This is a genomic window from Rathayibacter sp. AY1D1 (genome assembly GCF_002932635.1).
Lineage (GTDB): Bacteria > Actinomycetota > Actinomycetes > Actinomycetales > Microbacteriaceae > Rathayibacter.
Map to the genome: position 1 here is coordinate 18201 of NZ_PSVY01000016.1, position 17582 is coordinate 35782.

Consider the following 17582-nt stretch of genomic DNA (forward strand, 5'->3'; position numbering starts at 1 on the left):
CGCACGACGAACGAGGAGGCGCGGTGCCCGCACCCGACTGGGCCGTGATCCTCCCGATCGCGGCCGTCGTCGTCGAGCTCGTGGTCCGCGTGATCGCCGTGATCGTCGTGCCGCGGAACCGCCGTCCGACCACCGGCCTCGCCTGGCTGATGGCGATCTTCCTGATCCCGTACGTCGGCATCCTGCTGTTCCTCTTCATCGGGAGCTACCGGCTGCCGCGCAAGCGCCGCCGGAAGCAGCAGGAGATCAACCGGTTCATCCTGGAGTCGACCGACGGCATCGACCGCGTCGCCCGGGAGCACCCGTGGCCGCAGTGGCTGGAGTCGGTGGTCACCCTCAACCGCAACCTCGGCGCGATGCCGCTGGTCGGCGGGAACGACGCGCGCCTCCAGGGCGACTACGAGCAGACCATCCGCGCGATGGCCGCCGAGATCGACCGCGCCCGCCGGTACGTGCACTGCGAGTTCTACATCCTCGCCGCCGACTCGACCACCGCGCCCTTCTTCGACGCGCTCGACCGCGCGGTGGCCCGCGGGGTGCGGGTGCGGATCCTCCTCGACCACATCGCGTCGATCCGCGTGCCCGGCTACTACAGCGGCACCCACCGCCGGCTGCGCGCCCTCGAGCGGGCGGGCGCCTCGTGGTCGTACATGCTCCCCGTGCGGCCGTGGCGCGGGCAGTACCAGCGGCCGGACCTGCGCAACCACCGCAAGCTGCTGATCGTCGACGGCAACGCGGCCTTCATGGGCTCGCAGAACGTCGTCGACTCCAGCTACAACAAGCGCGGCAACATCCGTCGCGGCCTGCACTGGCACGACCTGATGGTGCGCCTCGAGGGGCCGGTGGTGCAGGGCATCAACGCCATCTTCATCACCGACTGGTACAGCGAGACCGACGAGCTGCTCCTGCGGGAGTCGGAGCCGATGGAGGCGCTGCAGCAGCGCGACACGATCGACTGCCAGGTGGTGCCGAGCGGGCCGGGGTTCGAGGGCGAGAACAACCTGCGGCTGTTCCTGACGCTGCTCTACTCGGCGCAGAAGTCGATCATCATCACCAGCCCGTACTTCGTGCCCGACGAGGCGATGCTCTACGCGATCACCACGGCGACCCGGCGGGGCGTGCACGTGGAGCTCTTCGTCTCCGAGATCGGCGACCAGGCCGTGGTCTACCACGCCCAGCGCTCGTACTACGAGACGCTGCTGACCGCGGGCGTGCGCATCTGGATGTACCGCAAGCCGACCATCCTGCACGCGAAGCACTTCACGATCGACGACGACGTCGCCGTGATCGGCTCGAGCAACATGGACATGCGCTCCTTCACGCTCAACCTCGAGGTCTCGCTCATGGTGCGCGGCTCGGAGTTCGTCGAGGACCTGCGCCAGGTGCAGCAGGACTACCGCGAGCACTCCCGCGAGCTGACCCTCCGCGAGTGGCGGCAGCAGCCGCTCCGCTCGACCCTGCTCGACAACCTGGCGCGGCTCACCTCGGCGCTGCAGTAGCGCGGCTCCCGTCCGCCCGCCGGCGGAGGATGCGCGGGACCGATTCGTCGCGCAAGTCCCTGTGCGGGCCGCCGCGCCCCGCGTAGCGTCGGAGCGTCCTCAGCACCATCCGGTTCCGCCTGCCCGGCGCCGGGTTCGAGAAGGGAACGGACATGACGGCATCCCGTACGACGCGCATCCTCATCCTCGGCGGCGGCTACGTCGGCCTGTACACGGCCTGGGGCCTCGAGAAGAGACGGGGGGAGGCGCCGATCGACGTCACCGTCGTCGAGCCGAACCCCTACATGACCTACCAGCCGCTGCTGCCCGAGGTCGCCGGCGGCCACGTCCAGCCGCGCCACGTCACGGTGCCGCTGGTCTCCGCGCTCAAGCGCACCCGCGTGATCCGCGGCGCGATCACCGGCGTGAGCCTCGCCGAGCGCAGCGCCACCGTCGCCGCGATGGACGGCTCCACCCGCACGATCGAGTTCGACCAGGTCGTCTTCGCGCTCGGAGCCGTCACCCGCACCTTCCCCACGCCGGGTCTCGCCGAGCACGGCATCGGCTTCAAGACGGTGGAGGAGGCGGCGCACCTGCGCGACCGCGTCATCGAGAACATCGCGAAGGCGGCGCTCACCACCGATCCCGCCGAGCGTCGGCGCCTGCTCACCTTCGTCTTCGTCGGCGGCGGCTACACCGGCGTCGAGGCGCTGAGCGAGCTGCTCGACCTCAGCCGCAAGACGCTCGCCGCGCAGCCCTCGCTCTCGATGGGCGACGTCACCTGGCACCTCGTCGAGGCGCTGGACCGGGTCGCCCCCGAGGTCGGTCCCGAGCTCTCGAAATGGACGCTCGACCACCTCCGCTCGCGCGGCGTGCACGTGCACCTGAAGACGACGATGCCCTCCTGCGAGGACGGCGTCGTGGAGCTCTCCTCGGGCGAGCGCATCCCGACGGCCACGATCGTGTGGACCGCCGGCGTGAAGCCGAACCCGATCCTCGACGCGACCGACGCGCCCCGCGGGCCGAAGGGCCACGTCATGGCGGATGCGCGCCTGCGGGTCATCCGCGAGGACGGCGAGCCGGTGGGCGGCGCCTGGGCGGCCGGCGACGGCGCGCAGGTGCCGGACCTCACCAGCGAGAAGCAGCCCGCGTACTACCCGCCGAACGCGCAGAACGCGGTCCGGCAGGCCAAGCTCCTGGCGCGCAACATCATCGCCGACCTCACCGGAGGCACCGTGGAGGAGTACCGCCACGCCTCCGTCGGGACCGTCGCCGAGTACGGCATCGGCAAGGGCGCGGGCCTGATCAAGGGCGTGAAGCTGCGCGGCCTCCCCGCCTGGCTCGCGCACCGCGCCTACCACGGAGCGGCGATGCCGACTCTGGACCGCAAGTGGCGGATCATCACGGGCTGGCTCGTCGACGCCGTCACTCCGCGCGACCTCTCGCCGATGAGCGCGCTGCAGGATCCTCGCCGCGCCTTCCGCGAGACGGCCGAGGCCACCGACCGCGAGGCAGCAGCGAAGGCCGCCGCGAAGAAGGAGTCGGACGCGTCCTGACGCGCCGGTGAGAGCGCGGGAGTCGCGGTGGTCGAGCGGGATCATCGCGACTCCCGCGCTCCCGAGTCGTGGGCCCCGCCTCGGAGCGCCTCGGCCTGACGGTCTCGGCTCAGGCCCGGCGGCGCGGCTTGAGGCGCACGGTCGGCAGCACGGGCGCGGGGAGCGCGCGTCCGCCGTACCCGTCGACGGTGCCGAACGGTCCCGCGGGATCCGCCCCGGCGATCACGTCGGACTGCCAGCGCGCGCGGGCGGCCGCTACGTCGTCGTGGCTGCGGCCGACGAAGTTCCACCACATCACCAGCTCCTCGGCGAACGGCTCGCCGCCGAGCAGCACCACGCGGGCGCCCGCGTCCCCGGCGGTCAGCATCAGGTGCGAGCGGCCGGGCGCCAGGTAGGCGAGGTCCGAGCGCGGGACGTCCGCGCCCTCGACCGCCACGGGGCCGGCGTCGACGAGCACGCCGTACTCCCACGACTCCTCGACCGGCAGCTCGACCCGGGCACCCGGCTCGAGGTCGATCTGGGCGGCGACCAGCGGAGTGAAGGTGCTCGCGGGCACCGACGCGCCCAGCATCCCTCCGACGAAGACGCGCACCAGCGCGCCGGGCAGCTCCACGGGCACGCCGCGGTGGTGCTCGAAGAACGGATCGACGAGCCGCGCCTCCTCGGGCAGCGCGACCCAGAGCTGCACCCCGTGCAGGACGGGCGCGCCCCCGGTCGAGACCTCCGAGTGCGAGATACCGCGCCCGGCCGTCATCAGGTTGAGCTCGCCCGGGCGCACCACGGCGAGGCTGCCGACGCTGTCGCGGTGCTCGATCTCGCCCTCGAAGAGCCAGCTCACGGTCTGCAGGCCGGTGTGCGGGTGCGGCGGGACGTCCATCCCGGCCTCCTCGCCGAGCCGCACCGGGCCGTAGTGGTCGGCGAAGCACCATGCGCCGATCGTCGAGCGCGAGCGCTGGGGGAGGGTGCGGCGCACCTCGATCGCACGCGGACCGCCGAGCGGGACGAGCCGTGCCTCCAGGATCTCGACCGCGCCGGGCTCGCGAGGGACCGGCTCCGCGGCGACGGGGAGCTCGTCGGGATGCTCCTCCAGGTTGCTCATGCGGGAAGTGTATGCCTTCGCATGGACCGGTGGACGGGACCGCCGCCCGCACCCCTCCCGGATCGCGTGCACGCCCAGGGCGAACAGGCCTGCTCACCGGGGGGAGCGCTGGTTACAGTCGACGTATCGGAGCCCACCCCTGCGGGTTCTGTAGGGAGTGACAGCATGTTCGAGAGATTCACCGATCGCGCGCGGCGCGTCGTCGTCCTGGCCCAGGAAGAGGCCAAGATGCTCAATCACAACTACATCGGCACGGAGCACATCCTGCTCGGCCTGATCCACGAGGGCGAGGGAGTGGCCGCCAAGGCGCTCGAGTCCCTCGGGATCTCGCTCGACGCTGTGCGCGAGCAGGTGCAGGACATCATCGGCCAGGGGCAGCAGCAGCCGACCGGCCACATCCCCTTCACGCCTCGGGCGAAGAAGGTCCTCGAGCTGTCCCTGCGCGAAGCGCTGCAGCTCGGCCACAACTACATCGGGACCGAGCACATCCTGCTCGGCCTCATCCGCGAGGGCGAGGGCGTCGCCGCTCAGGTGCTGGTCAAGCTCGGTGCCGACCTGAACCGCGTGCGCCAGCAGGTCATCCAGCTGCTCTCCGGCTACCAGGGCAAGGAGCAGGTCGCCGTGGGCGGTGAGCAGCAGCAGCCTCAGGGGGGATCGCAGATCCTCGACCAGTTCGGACGCAACCTCACCCAGGCGGCGCGCGACAACAAGCTCGACCCGGTCATCGGGCGCGAGAAGGAGATCGAGCGGGTCATGCAGATCCTCTCCCGCCGCTCCAAGAACAACCCCGTCCTGATCGGCGAGCCCGGCGTCGGCAAGACCGCCGTCGTCGAGGGCCTCGCCCAGGCGATCGTGCGCGGCGACGTGCCCGAGACGTTGAAGGACAAGCAGCTCTACACGCTCGACCTCGGCTCGCTCATCGCCGGATCCCGCTACCGCGGTGACTTCGAGGAGCGCCTGAAGAAGGTCACGAAGGAGATCCGCACCCGCGGCGACATCATCACCTTCATCGACGAGATCCACACCCTCGTCGGCGCAGGGGCCGCTGAGGGCGCGATCGACGCCGCCTCGATCCTCAAGCCGCTACTCGCCCGCGGCGAGCTGCAGACCATCGGCGCGACCACGCTCGACGAGTACCGCAAGCACTTCGAGAAGGACGCCGCTCTCGAGCGCCGCTTCCAGCCGATCCAGGTCGCGGAGCCGTCGCTGCCCCATACGATCAACATCCTCAAGGGGCTGCGCGACCGCTACGAGGCGCACCACAAGGTGTCCATCACCGACGGCGCGATCGTCTCGGCGGCCAACCTGGCAGACCGCTACATCAGCGACCGCTTCCTCCCCGACAAGGCGATCGACCTGATCGACGAGGCCGGCGCACGCCTGCGCCTCTCGATCCTCTCGGCGCCGCCGGAGCTGCGCGACTTCGACGACCGCATCGCCGTGGTCCGCTCCGCCAAGGAGGCCGCGATCGAGGACCAGGACTTCGAGAAGGCCGCGTCGCTCCGCGACGAGGAGAAGCAGCTGCTCGGTGAGCGCCTGCGCCTCGAGAAGCAGTGGAAGTCGGGCGACGTCAAGGCCACCGGCGTGGTCGACGAGGGTCTGATCGCCGAGGTCCTCGCCCAGGCGACGGGCATCCCGGTCTTCAAGCTCACGGAGGAGGAGTCCTCGCGGCTCGTCTTCATGGAGAAGGCCCTGCACCAGCGCGTCATCGGTCAGGAGGAGGCCATCGCGGCCCTCTCGCGGACGATCCGCCGCACCCGCGCGGGCCTCAAGGACCCCAAGCGCCCCTCGGGCTCGTTCATCTTCGCCGGCCCCACGGGCGTCGGGAAGACCGAGCTGGCCAAGGCGCTCGCCGAGTTCCTCTTCGACGACGAGAACGCGATGATCTCGCTCGACATGTCGGAGTACGGCGAGAAGCACACCGTCTCGCGGCTGTTCGGCGCCCCTCCCGGGTTCGTCGGCTTCGAGGAGGGCGGCCAGCTCACCGAGAAGGTGCGCCGCAAGCCGTTCAGCGTGGTCCTCTTCGACGAGATCGAGAAGGCGCACCCGGACATCTTCAACTCGCTCCTCCAGATCCTGGAGGAGGGTCGACTGACCGACGGCCAGGGCCGTGTCGTCGACTTCAAGAACACCGTCATCATCATGACCACCAACCTCGGTGCTCGTGACATCGCCGGTGGTCCCGTCGGGTTCCAGATCGAGGGCGACAACGCCACCGGCTACGACCGCATGCGCGGCAAGGTCAACGAGGAGCTCAAGAAGCACTTCAAGCCCGAGTTCCTCAACCGCGTGGACGACGTCATCGTCTTCCCGCAGCTGTCGAAGCCCGAGCTGCTCCAGATCGTCGACCTCTTCATCAAGCGCCTGGGCGACCGCCTGCTCGACCGCGACATGACGGTGGAGCTGACGCAGCCGGCCAAGGAGCGCCTGATCGAGGTCGGGTTCGACCCGGCCCTCGGTGCGCGCCCCCTGCGCCGGGCGATCCAGCGCGAGATCGAGGACCAGCTGTCCGAGCGGATCCTGCACGGAGAGCTCGGCGCCGGAGACCACATCCACGTGGACTTCGCCGACAACAGGTTCGTCTTCACCACGACCCCGCGCCTGATCTCGATCAGCGCCGGCGCGTCCACCGGAGCGGCCACGGCCGGCCCGGCGACGCCCGACCTGATGTCGTAGCAGGCTGCCGAACGACCCCGTGCCCGTCCCCTCTCGCGAGGGGGCGGGCACGTCGTCGTCCGGGGGTGGGCGCCTGCTCGCAGGATCCCGCGCCCGGTGCGGCCTAGGCTTGTCGAATGGCCGATTGGAAGTACCCGGTGCGCCGCGCGCGCACGAGCGATGTCCCCTTCATCCAGGAGCTCAGCGAGCCGCTCGTGAACGAGCGCATCCTCCTGGGCAAGGACCGCGTGGTGCTCTACGGCGCCGTGCAGGAGTTCCGCATCGCCGAGGACGGCCACGGGACGGCGATCGGCTGCGGTGCGCTGCATGTGATGTGGGACGACATCGCGGAGGTGCGCACCCTCGCGGTCGCGCACGACTGGCTCGGGAGGGGCGTGGGCCACCACATCCTGGAGCGCCTCGAGAACGACGCGCGCGAGCTCGGCCTGAAGCGCCTGTTCTGCCTCACCTTCGAGGTCGACTTCTTCGCCCGCCACGGCTTCGAGCCGATCGGCGAGAAGGTCGTCGACCCCGAGGTCTACGCCGAGCTGCTCCGCTCTCCCGACGAGGGAGTCGCCGAGTTCCTCGACCTCGCCCGGGTGAAGCCGAACACGCTCGGCAACACCCGCATGCTGAAGACGCTCTGACCGCCGCCACGTCGTAGCCTGTCCCGGTGACTCCGCCGCCCCGCCGCCTGCCCTCCCGGGTCTACCGGCGACGCCGCGCCGGAGTGCTGCTCGCGCTGGTCGTCATCGTCGCGGGCCTGGCGGTGGTGCTGTCGCTGCTCCCGCGGATGACCGGCTCCGACGCCGCGTCGAGCCCCACGCCGACCGTCGTGCTGCCGACGCTCTACCCGACCACCTCGCCCGGTGCGACGCCCGGCGCCGCACCCGCCTGCACGGCCGACTCCGTCGCCGTCACCGCGGTCACGGACGCCACGAGCTACGCGCCCGGCGAGGATCCGCAGCTCTCGCTCTCGCTGGCCAACATCTCGAGCACCGACTGCGTGATCGACGCGGGCACGAGCAAGCAGGTCTTCACGATCACGAGCGGCTCCGAGCAGATCTGGACCTCGACCGACTGCCAGACCGGCGCGGCCGATCTGCCGGTGCTCCTCCAGGCGGGCCGCTCGGTGATGGGCAGCGCGCTGACGTGGGACCGCACCCGCTCCTCCGCCGACACCTGCTCCGGCGGTCGCGAGGCGGTCGAGGCGGGCGGCGCCGCCTACAACCTGTCGGTATCGGTCTCCGGCATCCCCTCGGGCTCGCCCACGCAGTTCCTGCTCCAGTAGTCCGCCCGGGGGACGTGCCGGGCGTGCGTCGGCGCGTAGCATCGCAGGCATGTGGGGGCTGCTCGGCACGATCCTGTCCGCCTCGACCGGCCGGGCGGGGGTGGTCGCGCGGCGCGCGGCGGCCGTCGCCCTCGCGGTCCCGCTGCTGGTCGGCGGAGCGGCGGCGCAGGCCGTGGCGGCTCCGCACCCTGTCGCGGCTCCGCAGCCCGTCGCGGGTGTCGTGCGCGCGGACGTGGACGGCTTCCGGTTCTCGGAGTACTCGGCCGACTTCCGTCTCGACCGCGACGAGGAGGGCCGCTCGACGCTGACCACCGTCGAGACCTTCGTCGCCGAGTTCCCGCCGTCGCAGAACCGCGGCATGCAGCGCGCGATCCCGCTCGACTACGAGGGGCACCCGACCGACGTCGACCTGGTGTCCGTCACCGACGGCGACGGGGAGGCGCGGCCGGTCGACACCGAGCGCGAGGACGGCTTCCTCCTGGTCACCAGCGCGGCGGACGAGTTCGTCAGCGGCAGCCAGACCTACGTCTTCACCTACACGCAGCACAACACGACCCTGCCTGGATCCGGCACGCGCAGCGGCGAGGACGAGTTCTACTGGGACGTCAACGGCACGGGCTGGCGCCAGTCCTTCGACCGCTACGACGTGCGCGTCGAGCTCGCCGGGTCGCTGGCCTCCGCCGCGACGGGGACCGTCAGCTGCTACCGGGGACCGGAGGGCTCGACAACGCCCTGTCCGATCGGCCGCGACGGCGCGGTCGTCACGGCATCGGGGGAGTCGCTGGCTCCGGGGGAGAACGTGACCGTGGCGATCGGCTTCGCTCCCGGGACCTTCACGCCGCGCGACGACCGCTACCTCGCCTCCGGCTGGTCCTGGGTGCAGCTGGGCGGCCTCGCCGCGGTCCTGATCGGCCTCGCGCTCGCCGTGCACCGCCGCCGGACCGTGCTCCGCGACGCTCCCGGCCGCCCGACCGTCGTCGCCGAGTACGACCCGCCCGCGGAGGGGCTGTTCCTCTCCGCCGCGCTGCTGCGGAAGACGTCGAAGGCCCCCGCGGCCGGACTCCTGGACGCCGCCGTCCGCGGTCTCGTCCGCATCGAGGAGACGGGGGAGGGGCGGAAGCAGGAGTACGCCGTGCGGGTGCTCGACCCTGCGACGACGCCGACGCGACGCGCGGGACGCCCGCGGCCCCTCGCCTCCGACGACCGCGAGTTCCTCGACATCGCCCTCGGCCGGGTGCCGGGGACGGTGCGTGAGCTCTCGGGCAAGGACAAGGAGTTCGGCAAGGCCGTCGGACAGTTCCGGACCGCGCTGGGCAACAGGGTGACCGAGGCGGGACTGAAGAAGGCCGGGACGATCGGCGGCAGCGTGCTCGTGATCGTCCCGCTGCTGCTGGGTGTCATGGCCGCTTTCCTGGGCGCGATCCTCCTGATGACCGGCTCCTTCGGCGGAGCGCTCCCGCTCGTGCTGATGCTGGTCGCGATCGTCGCGGCCGTCGTCGGGACGATCCTGGTCTCGAGGGTGCCGCTGACGGCCGCGGGCGCGGAGCTGCGCGACCATCTGCGCGGGCTCGAGCTGTACATCCGCCTGGCCGAGGCCGACCGGATCGCGATGCTGCAGTCGCCACGCGGGGCGGACCGGCGCACGGTCGGACCGGTCGAGGTGGTCGAGGTGACGGAGCGCCTGCTGCCGTGGGCCGTGCTCTTCGGTCTCGAGAAGGAGTGGTCGGCGGAGCTCGCGTCGGCCTACGAGCGCACCGGCGAGGAGCCGGTCTGGTACTCCGGCCCGAACGGCTTCCACGCGGCGGCCTTCGCCGGCAGCGTGTCCTCGTTCTCGTCGTCGACGTCGAGCTACGTCGGATCCTCGTCGAGCTCCTCGAGCGGCGGCGCGGGCGGTGGCGGCAGCTCGGGCGGGGGCGGCGGAGGCGGCGGCGGAGGCGGCGTCTAGGGGCAGGCTGCGACGGGCGGCCGCGGCGGAGCGGACGCGCGCGTGGTCGGGCGGAGCTGTCGGGCAGTGCCCATCGAGCCCGAGTTCGCCTCCGGTGGCGATCCTCGACCATGCGGTGGACGGGGGCGCCAGCGGCTCCGAGCGGTGGACGGGTGCGTGTGCAGCGTGCCGGGGACGCGGCCGTCAGTGCGTGGGCACCCGCTCCGGACGGATGCGCTCGGGAACGGGGACGAGCGCGTGGGTGATCGCGCTCGAGAGGGTGAAGGCGCTGGAGTCGAGGTGCGAGGAGTGCCCGAGTCGTGTCGCTTCGGAGGCGCGCTGCTTCGCTCCGGAGGCGGTCCGGATGTCTCCCGAGAGGCTGATCTCGCCGAACGCGGCGATCCCGGGCCGCAGCGGCGTGTAGGCGTGGGCGGAGGCGATGGCGACCGCGATCGCCAGGTCCGCCGCCGGCTCCATGAGCTTCACGCCGCCGACGGTCGACACGTAGACGTCGCAGCGCCGCAGGGGGATGCCCGCCTGCCGCTCGAGGACCGCGAGGATCATCGCGACCCGGGACGCGTCGACTCCGTTCGTGACGCGGCGGGGGTGCTCGCCGTCGTTCGCGATCACGAGCGCCTGGATCTCGACGGGGAGCGCGCGGCGTCCCTCCATCGCGACCGTGACGCAGATGCCCGGGGTGGGGAAGCGGGTGCGGCTGAGGAACAGACCGCTCGGGTCGGGGATCTCGGCGATGCCCTCGGCGGTCATCTCGAAGCAGCCGACCTCGTCCGTCGGGCCGAAGCGGTTCTTGAGCGAGCGGACGAAGCGCAGCGCCGTCTGCCGGTCGCCCTCGAATTGGCAGACCACGTCGACCAGGTGCTCGAGCAGGCGCGGCCCCGCGATGGAGCCGTCCTTCGTGACGTGTCCGACGAGCACGAGGGGGAGCGCCCGCTCCTTGCAGACGCGGATGAGGGTCGCGGCGACCTCGCGGACCTGGCTGGGACCGCCGGGCAGGCCGTCGACGGTGTCGCTCGCGACCGTCTGCACCGAGTCGACGATGAGCAGGTCCGGCCGGACCTCGTCGATCTGGCCGAGCACGGTCGCGAGGTCGGTCTCGGCCGCGAGGAAGAGGCTGTCGTGCATCGCGCCGGTGCGCTCGGCCCGCATGCGCACCTGCGCGGCCGACTCCTCCGCGCTGACGTAGAGGACCCGCTGGCCCTCGGCCGCAGCGCGGCTCGCGACCTCGAGCAGGAGGGTCGACTTGCCCACGCCGGGCTCTCCCGAGAGCAGCACGACCGCGCCGGAGACGATCCCGCCGCCGAGCACGCGGTCGAGCTCGCCCACGCCGGTGGGGCGGTGCGCCGCCGACGTGGTCTCGATCTCGGTGATGGGCCGCGCGATGCGGCCGGCGGCCGGAGCCACAGCGGCGACCGCGCGGACGAGGCCGGTGCGCTCGGTGCTCTCGATCACGGAGCCCCACTGCTGGCACTCGCCGCAGCGGCCGACCCACTTCGCGGTCGTCCATCCGCACTCCGAGCAGCGGTACGGGGCGGTGCGCGTCTTCGAGGAGGCCATGAGGTCCTTTCGGGGCGGGGGAGGGGGACGAGCGCGACGCTACGGGGGACCCCCGACACCGCCGCTCGTTCGAACGTGTCTTCGACAGTACCGTCGACCACCGACGCCGCGAGCGGGGCGCGCCAGGCCGGGGGAGAGGTCTCGGGGAAGCCGTCTGTGGAGGAGCGTCGTCGCGGAGGGGCGGAGGCGGAGGATCGCGCCTCGGAGAACGACTCCGCCCCGAGCGCCGCCCCGTCGGCGTCGGACGTCTGCGGGAGACTGGGAACATGCCCTCGACAGTGCACGTCCTCAAGTCCGGCCGCCCGCTCGGAGTCAGCTGGTCCGGCCCCGAGGGCGCCGAGCTGGTCGTCGTCCTGGCGCATCCCGCTCCCGGCTCCTCGGACTTCGACCCCGACCCGGAGGCGACCGCGCGCCACGGGGTGCGCCTGCTCTCGTTCGACCGCCCGGGCTACGGCGCCTCCTCCCTCCTGACCGACCTCGACCCCGCCGGAGCGGGCGTCGGCGCCAGCCCCGAGCAGGCCGCCGCCGACATCGCCGAGTACCTCGCGACCGTCGGCATCGCCTCCGTCAGCGCCGCCGGCTGGTCGGCGGGAGGCCGCGTGGCCCTCGCACTCGCCGCGAACTACCCCGGCCTCGTGGAGCGCGTCGCCGTGATCGGCACGCCCGCTCCCGACAGCGCCGTGCCGTGGGTCGGCGACGAGAACCGCGCCGAGCTCGCCCGCCTGGCCGACCTCCCGCTCGACGAGGCCGTCCGCTCGCTCACCCGCACCCTCGAGGGCGCCTTCGGCCCGACCCCCGCCCCGGACGCCCTGCTCGGGATGCTCGGCTCCGGCGACGCCGACACCGCGGTGCTCGAGACCCCCGGAGTCCGCGAGCGCCTCTCGCGCATGTTCGAGCGCGCCGCCGCCCAGGGCGCCCTCGGCATGGCCGCTGATCTCATCGGCTACGGCGTGCAGGAGTGGGGCTTCGCCGTCGAGTCCGCCGAGCCGCCCGCGCTCCTCCTCTACGGCGCCGAGGACGCGGTCGCCGGCCGCCGCCATGCCGAGTGGTACGCCGCACGGCTGCCCGACTCCCGCCTCGAGGTCGTGCCCGGCCGCGGCCACCTGCTCGCGATCCCGGAGTGGGACCGCGTGCTCGGCTTCCTCCTCCCCGCCTGACGGCGGCCCGTCCGCTCGATTGGCGCGACTTCCGGCCGTCGCGTACACTCGACCCCGGTACCGTGTCCGAGCGGCCGAAGGAGCATGTCTCGAAAACATGTGTGGGCTTGCGTCCACCGTGGGTTCAAATCCCACCGGTACCGCCACCGATCAGTCCCCTACTTGCCTGTAAATACGGGGAAGTAGGGGACTGATCTCGTCTCTGCGTCAGGCTTCTGGCAACGAGCTGGCAACAACTACAGCAGACCGAGCAAATTCCATCGAGTGAGCGACCGCATCGAGGTCGTCGTCGAAGAGGTCTGCGTAGGTATCGAGGGTCATCGCGGCGGAGGCGTGGCCGAGCATGCGTTGCACCACCTTCACGTTCGCGTTCGCGGAAACGGCCAACGACGCTGCAGTGTGGCGAAGGTCGTGAAGAGTCACGTCCGGGAAGTGGAGATCGGCCGCAGTGGCGGCGCGCTTCGCGGCTACCCACCATCCACGACGGGTGTCGGGCGACCTCTGGTGGTTGACGCCATCGCCGAACACCAGCATTTCAGGGCTTCGCTCGTCGATCAAAGCCAGGAGTCGCTCAGAAAGGAAGGGAGGGAAAGGGACCGATCGTGCTTCGTGCGACTTCGGCGTCCCGACGGTGATCTTCCCACCGACGTTGACGGCGTTCTCTTCCACCAAGATACGGCGACGGATCAGATCGACATTCCGGACCCGGAGTCCCGTCGCCTCCCCCCATCGAAGTCCCGTGTAGGCGAGAAGGTAGACGAGTGTGGCGTGCCGGCCGGCGTGGAGGGCAAGCAAATTCACTTGGGCGTGGTTGAGGTACACGCGTCGCTTGCCGCTCTTACGCGGCAGACTCACGCCTCGGGTGACGTTGGTGTGGAGCCGTCTGTCTCGGACCGCCACGTCGAGAATGCCGGCCAGCACCCCGTGAGCACGGAGTACCGTCGTGGCACTCTTGGTGGCACTCAGCTCCGTGACCCAGCTCTGGACCTCGCTGTGCCGGATGTCAGCGATGGCTCTTCTGCCCCAGACCGGCTCGACGTGCAAGCGCCAGGCGATTTCGAGGGGGCGTTGGGACGAGGGCTTGAGGTTCGATCTGCTGGCCAACCAGGCGGGACCCAGGGCGGAAACCAAGACGCGTCCCGCGACAGCATCGACAAACGTTCCTGCTGTCTTCGATGCCTCCAGGCCGTTGAGGTACTGCTGGGCGTCACGCTTGCGGACGAAACCTCTTTTCTGGCCCTGGGAGTGATCCGGCTTCCGGTACATCACGCTGTAGCGTCGTCCGGCTACAGTCTCGTAGGCGCGGATGCTACCCATCAGAAGACTCCTCTGTCGCTGACGAGGATGCGAAGCCGTAGAGCATCGCTGCGACGACGGGGCTCGTGACTGTTGCCGGAGGAGCTGTGTCGCCGAACTTCGCTTCGTACTCTTCGATCAGCCTCTGGCGTGACGATCTATCAGATTTTCCGCGTTCGATCGATCCTGCGTCTTCGATCGAGTCGTGCTCTTCAACCTCCATCGCTTCGCGGTGGCGCTCGTGCGCGTTCGTCGCCACGTTGTCTCGGCTCACCTCTCGCAGGACGTCTTCGGGTGCTTCAAGGATCAGTTCGACGATCAAAGCGTCCTCACCCGCGCCGTTCGGCAGAGCGCCGACCATGTTGGCGGCGACCTGTTGGCCGATCTGGAAGTCCTGGAGGGCGCGCTTCACACCTGCTCGAAGTCGCCTGAGGCGCTGGGTCACGATGTCAATCGTCATTGTTTCTGGCCCGCGGACGAGTGCGCTCGTGGACGTCTCCAGGGCTGCCGCCAAAGCCTCAGCTTCGCCGATGGTCACCTTCCTCTCTCCCCTCTCGATTTTGCCGACGGTGGCCTGGCTCATCTCGTAGCCGACCTCGGTCACTCGTCCCGCCACCTCCTCCTGGCTCAAGCGGGCCTCAACCCGTGCCAGCCTCACGGCTGCTCCGAAGCTCCGGTCGATCTGCTCGATCCTCATGGGACGAGTGTACTGATTCAGGACGTCTTGCGTAACCATTCCGGAGATGTCATGATCCAGGAGTACCGAAGTTTCATATCGTGACATGAGAGGTTCCCTGATGAGTGCGACCCAGGACCTGGACGACGACCGTCCAGACCGCTACCTTGCGCCCGAGGATGTCTGCCGGCTGGTCCCCGGCATGACTCGCGCCAACCTCGCACAGCTTCGCTTCCGCGGAGCTGGACCCCTCTACCGCAAGCCGACACCGAAGACCGTGGTCTACCTCGAGTCGGAGGTGATCGCGTGGGTCGAGTCGACCGTCCGCCGAGGGACGAGTGAGGCGCTCTCGGCATGATCGGTACGGAGCTGACGGCTCCGCGCCCTTGTCAGGGTGAGGGATCGCCGGCAGCCCTGGCGAAGGCTCATGGAGGTGGGCCGCTCTGGGCGCACGCCTCGTAAGCCAGGCGTTCGCGCTCGGAGTGGACTCGCCGTTGACGCCCAACGAACGACTGATGCTCGTGTACATGGCTCAAACAGCTCGAGACACGGACTCGGTTCCGATCTACTTCGGTTCCAGGGAGCACGCTGCAGTCGGTCTTGGCCGGCGCGTCCCTGACCAGCCTGCACCCGACGACCCGAACTACGCGGAGCTCGTCCGCGAGCGGGAAGCGGCTTTCAAGCGCGTTCAGCAAGCCATCCGTGGGTTGCAAGCCGCGGGTGCGATCCGCAGAGTTGCGCCTGGCAGGCACGGTAGGACCGCAACCTTCGAGCTGTGCTTGTCCTCGCGTCGTCGCCTCTCGTAGGGGTACGAAAACCGTCCGGCGTCGCGGACGCTGAGCATCCCCCATCCGCGACGTGAAACGTCCGACGAGGGGGACGCTCAGCGTCCCCCCAAGGAACCACAGAAGAACCATAAGGAGATAGACGGAGGAGGGACGCCCTAGGTGCCCTGGCTGGCTCACTTTTGGAGAGGCCAGGGAAGACGGGCGACGAGGCAAGATGAGGTACCCTCGCGGACATGGTCGGCGACGACCCGAGGTCGGGCACGGTTTCACTTGGGGGAAGTCGCCGCTTCGACCAGCTGAGCTTTGAGCGCGGCAGCTGCCCATCCAGACGGTCGTGTCTCAACGTCTGATGGCACCGAGACCATCCAGGCGGGGCTCGAGGGCGATGCGCGACCGTGTGGGGGAAATCGAGTTCAAGCACCGCGCGGTTTCGTCAGGACCACGACGCTCGGTACCATCGCACCACTGGCGGCGCAGTACGGGCGCAGCGAACCCGAACGCCACGTAGATCGTGTCTAACGGAGTTATCCACAGTGGCACCGTGTTTTAAACCAACGGCGCGTTAACCACGCTGGCGACCGTTCCTGCTGCGGATTGGCGCGGTTCTGGTCATTAAATCCAACCGAAGGAACGACACGGTGTCGCAGACGGCAGACGAAAAATTTCTCGACAGTGTCATCGCGCAAGCCGAGAGCACCAATCTGGAGTTCAAGCACGCGCAGAACACCTTCAGCACGGAGAAGGCGCTGGGCTACTGTGCCGCGCTAGCGAACGAAGGAGGAGGGTACCTCATCCTTGGGGTTACGGACCAGGTACCTCGAACGGTTCCAGGCACGCGGGCGTTCGGAGACCCCGCGAACATCGAGTACCGGATCTTTGGAGCGCTGCAGATCAAGGCAGTGGTTCGCGAGCTTGAGTACGACGGGGCTCGTGTACTGGTGTTCGCGGTTCCCTCGCGGCGTCGAGGGCAACCGATAGCGCTCGACGGTCGGTACCTCATGCGCGCAGGCGAGAGCTTGGTGGCGATGCCCCAACACCAGCTCGCGGCGATCTTCTCGGAGCCAGACGGCGGGCCGACCGAGCGCGTCGTAGCAGCCGGCCTCGCGGAGCCCCAGATTTTTGAGCTTCTCGACGTCGAGGAGCTCTACCGTCGGATGCCATGGACTGCGCCCGACGGACGCGACGCAATCGTCGAGGACCTCGTCGACCGCAAACTAGTGATTCGCTCTCTCGATGGTCAGTACTCGATCCCGCTGGCGAGTGCGGTTCTCATTGGAAGGCGCCTAGGGGCGTTCGACGGCCTCGCCCTACGTCGCGTGCGTGTAATCAAGTACGCGACGGCAAGCCGCGTCACCGCAACTTTTGAGTACTTCGCAGAACGCGGCTATCTGCTTGAATTTGAAGCGCTTCTGACGATCGTTCAAAGCCTCCTGCCCGTGGACGAGACGATCGAAGAGGGGCTAAGAAGTGTGCGACCGGTCTACTCTCCGAAGGCGCTGCGCGAATTCATAGCCAATGCATTGGTGCACCAGGACTTCGACGAGCAAACGACCCAAATCGTCGTAGAAATTTTTTCAGACCGGATCGAGATCCGGAACCCGGGTGAACCAATGATCGAAGTGACCCGCTTCGTTGATGAAACCCGAACGCGCAACCCCGACCTTGCCGAAGCGATGAGACTTGCGGGGGTCTGCGAAGTTCGAGGAAGCGGCGTAGATCGCGCCTTGGCTCAGATCGAAGGACTGCTTCGTCCTGCACCTCACTTTCGCGCGGAAAACGGTGCGACGACGATCTCTCTTTTCGCAGCGGCTGATTTCTCCAGCATGACGATCGATGACCGTGCGTGGTCTGCATTCCTCCACTGCTGTCTTCGGCATCAAAGTGGCTTCCGGCTGACTAACGCTAGTCTTCGAACGCGATTTGGCTTGCCTGACAGCAAAGCGACGCTGGTCTCGCAAACAATCACTGCGGCAGTAGATCGTCGGCTGATCAAGCTCGATCCGCGAGCGGGCAGCTCGAAGCGAAATGCGGCCTACGTGCCCTTCTTCGTGTAGGAAATCCAAGTGATGTGAGGGTTCGACCGTTCG

Annotated in this window: 13 protein-coding genes and 1 tRNA gene; 10 read left to right on the plus strand and 4 right to left on the minus strand. The window is 69.5% G+C overall.

Features of this window, described 5'->3' with window-relative positions; all coding sequences use genetic code 11:
• Positions 1–23: 23 nt before the first annotated feature.
• Together cls and C5C56_RS11155 are read left to right on the plus strand one after the other, a co-directional pair.
• On the plus strand, positions 24–1499 hold the full coding sequence (gene cls / locus C5C56_RS11150) for a cardiolipin synthase (RefSeq protein WP_104224093.1): 1476 nt from the start codon (positions 24–26) through the stop codon (positions 1497–1499).
• A gap of 152 nt (positions 1500–1651) precedes the next feature.
• Positions 1652–3034 carry an NAD(P)/FAD-dependent oxidoreductase gene (locus C5C56_RS11155; protein WP_104272976.1) on the plus strand — a complete coding sequence of 461 codons (1383 nt, stop codon included), beginning with the start codon at positions 1652–1654 and terminating at the stop codon, positions 3032–3034.
• Positions 3035–3143: 109 nt separating this feature from the next.
• Here the strand turns inward: C5C56_RS11155 and C5C56_RS11160 are convergent, their stop codons facing one another.
• On the minus strand, positions 3144–4133 hold the full coding sequence (locus C5C56_RS11160) for a pirin family protein (protein WP_104249709.1): 990 nt from the start codon (positions 4131–4133) through the stop codon (positions 3144–3146).
• A 165-nt stretch (positions 4134–4298) separates the two neighbouring features.
• Here C5C56_RS11160 and C5C56_RS11165 point away from each other — a divergent pair, with 165 nt between their 5' ends.
• The 4 genes from C5C56_RS11165 to C5C56_RS17875 all read left to right on the plus strand — a co-directional run bounded on the left by C5C56_RS11165 (position 4299) and on the right by C5C56_RS17875 (position 10024).
• Positions 4299–6809, plus strand: coding sequence for an ATP-dependent Clp protease ATP-binding subunit (locus tag C5C56_RS11165; protein ID WP_104234294.1), 2511 nt, complete (start codon positions 4299–4301; stop codon positions 6807–6809).
• Between the two features lie 116 nt (positions 6810–6925).
• Positions 6926–7435: an amino-acid N-acetyltransferase gene (locus C5C56_RS11170; protein WP_104269138.1), complete on the plus strand. Its 510-nt coding sequence runs from the start codon at positions 6926–6928 to the stop codon at positions 7433–7435.
• A 26-nt stretch (positions 7436–7461) separates the two neighbouring features.
• On the plus strand, positions 7462–8079 hold the full coding sequence (locus C5C56_RS11175) for a hypothetical protein (protein ID WP_104249710.1): 618 nt from the start codon (positions 7462–7464) through the stop codon (positions 8077–8079).
• 49 nt (positions 8080–8128) lie between these two features.
• Positions 8129–10024, plus strand: a complete 1896-nt coding sequence (locus C5C56_RS17875; RefSeq protein ID WP_181137584.1) for a DUF2207 domain-containing protein — start codon at positions 8129–8131, stop codon at positions 10022–10024.
• 183 nt (positions 10025–10207) lie between these two features.
• Here the strand turns inward: C5C56_RS17875 and radA are convergent, their stop codons facing one another.
• Entirely contained in the window at positions 10208–11578 is a 1371-nt protein-coding gene (radA, locus tag C5C56_RS11185; protein WP_104319602.1) for a DNA repair protein RadA, read from the minus strand.
• Positions 11579–11844: 266 nt separating this feature from the next.
• Between radA and C5C56_RS11190 the strand changes: the two genes are divergently transcribed.
• On the plus strand, positions 11845–12735 hold the full coding sequence (locus C5C56_RS11190) for an alpha/beta fold hydrolase (protein ID WP_104319603.1): 891 nt from the start codon (positions 11845–11847) through the stop codon (positions 12733–12735).
• A 56-nt stretch (positions 12736–12791) separates the two neighbouring features.
• Positions 12792–12881, plus strand: a tRNA-Ser gene (locus C5C56_RS11195).
• Positions 12882–12942: 61 nt separating this feature from the next.
• Here C5C56_RS11195 and C5C56_RS11200 read toward each other — a convergent pair.
• Entirely contained in the window at positions 12943–14052 is a 1110-nt protein-coding gene (locus tag C5C56_RS11200) for a site-specific integrase (protein ID WP_104319604.1), read from the minus strand.
• Complete coding sequence (locus tag C5C56_RS11205) at positions 14045–14728, minus strand: helix-turn-helix domain-containing protein (protein ID WP_181137585.1); 684 nt, start codon at positions 14726–14728, stop codon at positions 14045–14047. Before C5C56_RS11205 ends, C5C56_RS11200 begins: the two co-directional genes overlap by 8 nt.
• A 100-nt stretch (positions 14729–14828) precedes the next feature.
• On the opposite strand from C5C56_RS11205, the gene C5C56_RS11210 reads away from it, so the two are divergent.
• Both C5C56_RS11210 and C5C56_RS11215 read left to right on the plus strand, forming a co-directional pair.
• Positions 14829–15065 carry an AlpA family transcriptional regulator gene (locus tag C5C56_RS11210; RefSeq protein ID WP_104319606.1) on the plus strand — a complete coding sequence of 79 codons (237 nt, stop codon included), beginning with the start codon at positions 14829–14831 and terminating at the stop codon, positions 15063–15065.
• A gap of 1068 nt (positions 15066–16133) precedes the next feature.
• Positions 16134–17549 (plus strand): ATP-binding protein, encoded by a 1416-nt coding sequence (locus tag C5C56_RS11215; protein ID WP_104319607.1) that lies wholly within the window; start codon positions 16134–16136, stop codon positions 17547–17549.
• The last annotated feature ends 33 nt before the right edge of the window (positions 17550–17582 follow it).

Bases quoted from the DNA above. Each gene is read 5' to 3' on its own strand.
- C5C56_RS17875 (WP_181137584.1), top strand. From the start codon at position 8,129: ATGTGGGGGCTGCTCGGCACGATCCTGTCCGCCTCGACCGGCCGGGCG.
- C5C56_RS11200 (WP_104319604.1), bottom strand. From the start codon at position 14,052: ATGGGTAGCATCCGCGCCTACGAGACTGTAGCCGGACGACGCTACAGC.
- C5C56_RS11205 (WP_181137585.1), bottom strand. From the start codon at position 14,728: ATGAGGATCGAGCAGATCGACCGGAGCTTCGGAGCAGCCGTGAGGCTG.
- C5C56_RS11160 (WP_104249709.1), bottom strand. From the start codon at position 4,133: ATGAGCAACCTGGAGGAGCATCCCGACGAGCTCCCCGTCGCCGCGGAG.
- C5C56_RS11155 (WP_104272976.1), top strand. From the start codon at position 1,652: ATGACGGCATCCCGTACGACGCGCATCCTCATCCTCGGCGGCGGCTAC.
- radA (WP_104319602.1), bottom strand. From the start codon at position 11,578: ATGGCCTCCTCGAAGACGCGCACCGCCCCGTACCGCTGCTCGGAGTGC.
- C5C56_RS11170 (WP_104269138.1), top strand. From the start codon at position 6,926: ATGGCCGATTGGAAGTACCCGGTGCGCCGCGCGCGCACGAGCGATGTC.
- C5C56_RS11165 (WP_104234294.1), top strand. From the start codon at position 4,299: ATGTTCGAGAGATTCACCGATCGCGCGCGGCGCGTCGTCGTCCTGGCC.
- C5C56_RS11210 (WP_104319606.1), top strand. From the start codon at position 14,829: ATGAGTGCGACCCAGGACCTGGACGACGACCGTCCAGACCGCTACCTT.
- C5C56_RS11190 (WP_104319603.1), top strand. From the start codon at position 11,845: ATGCCCTCGACAGTGCACGTCCTCAAGTCCGGCCGCCCGCTCGGAGTC.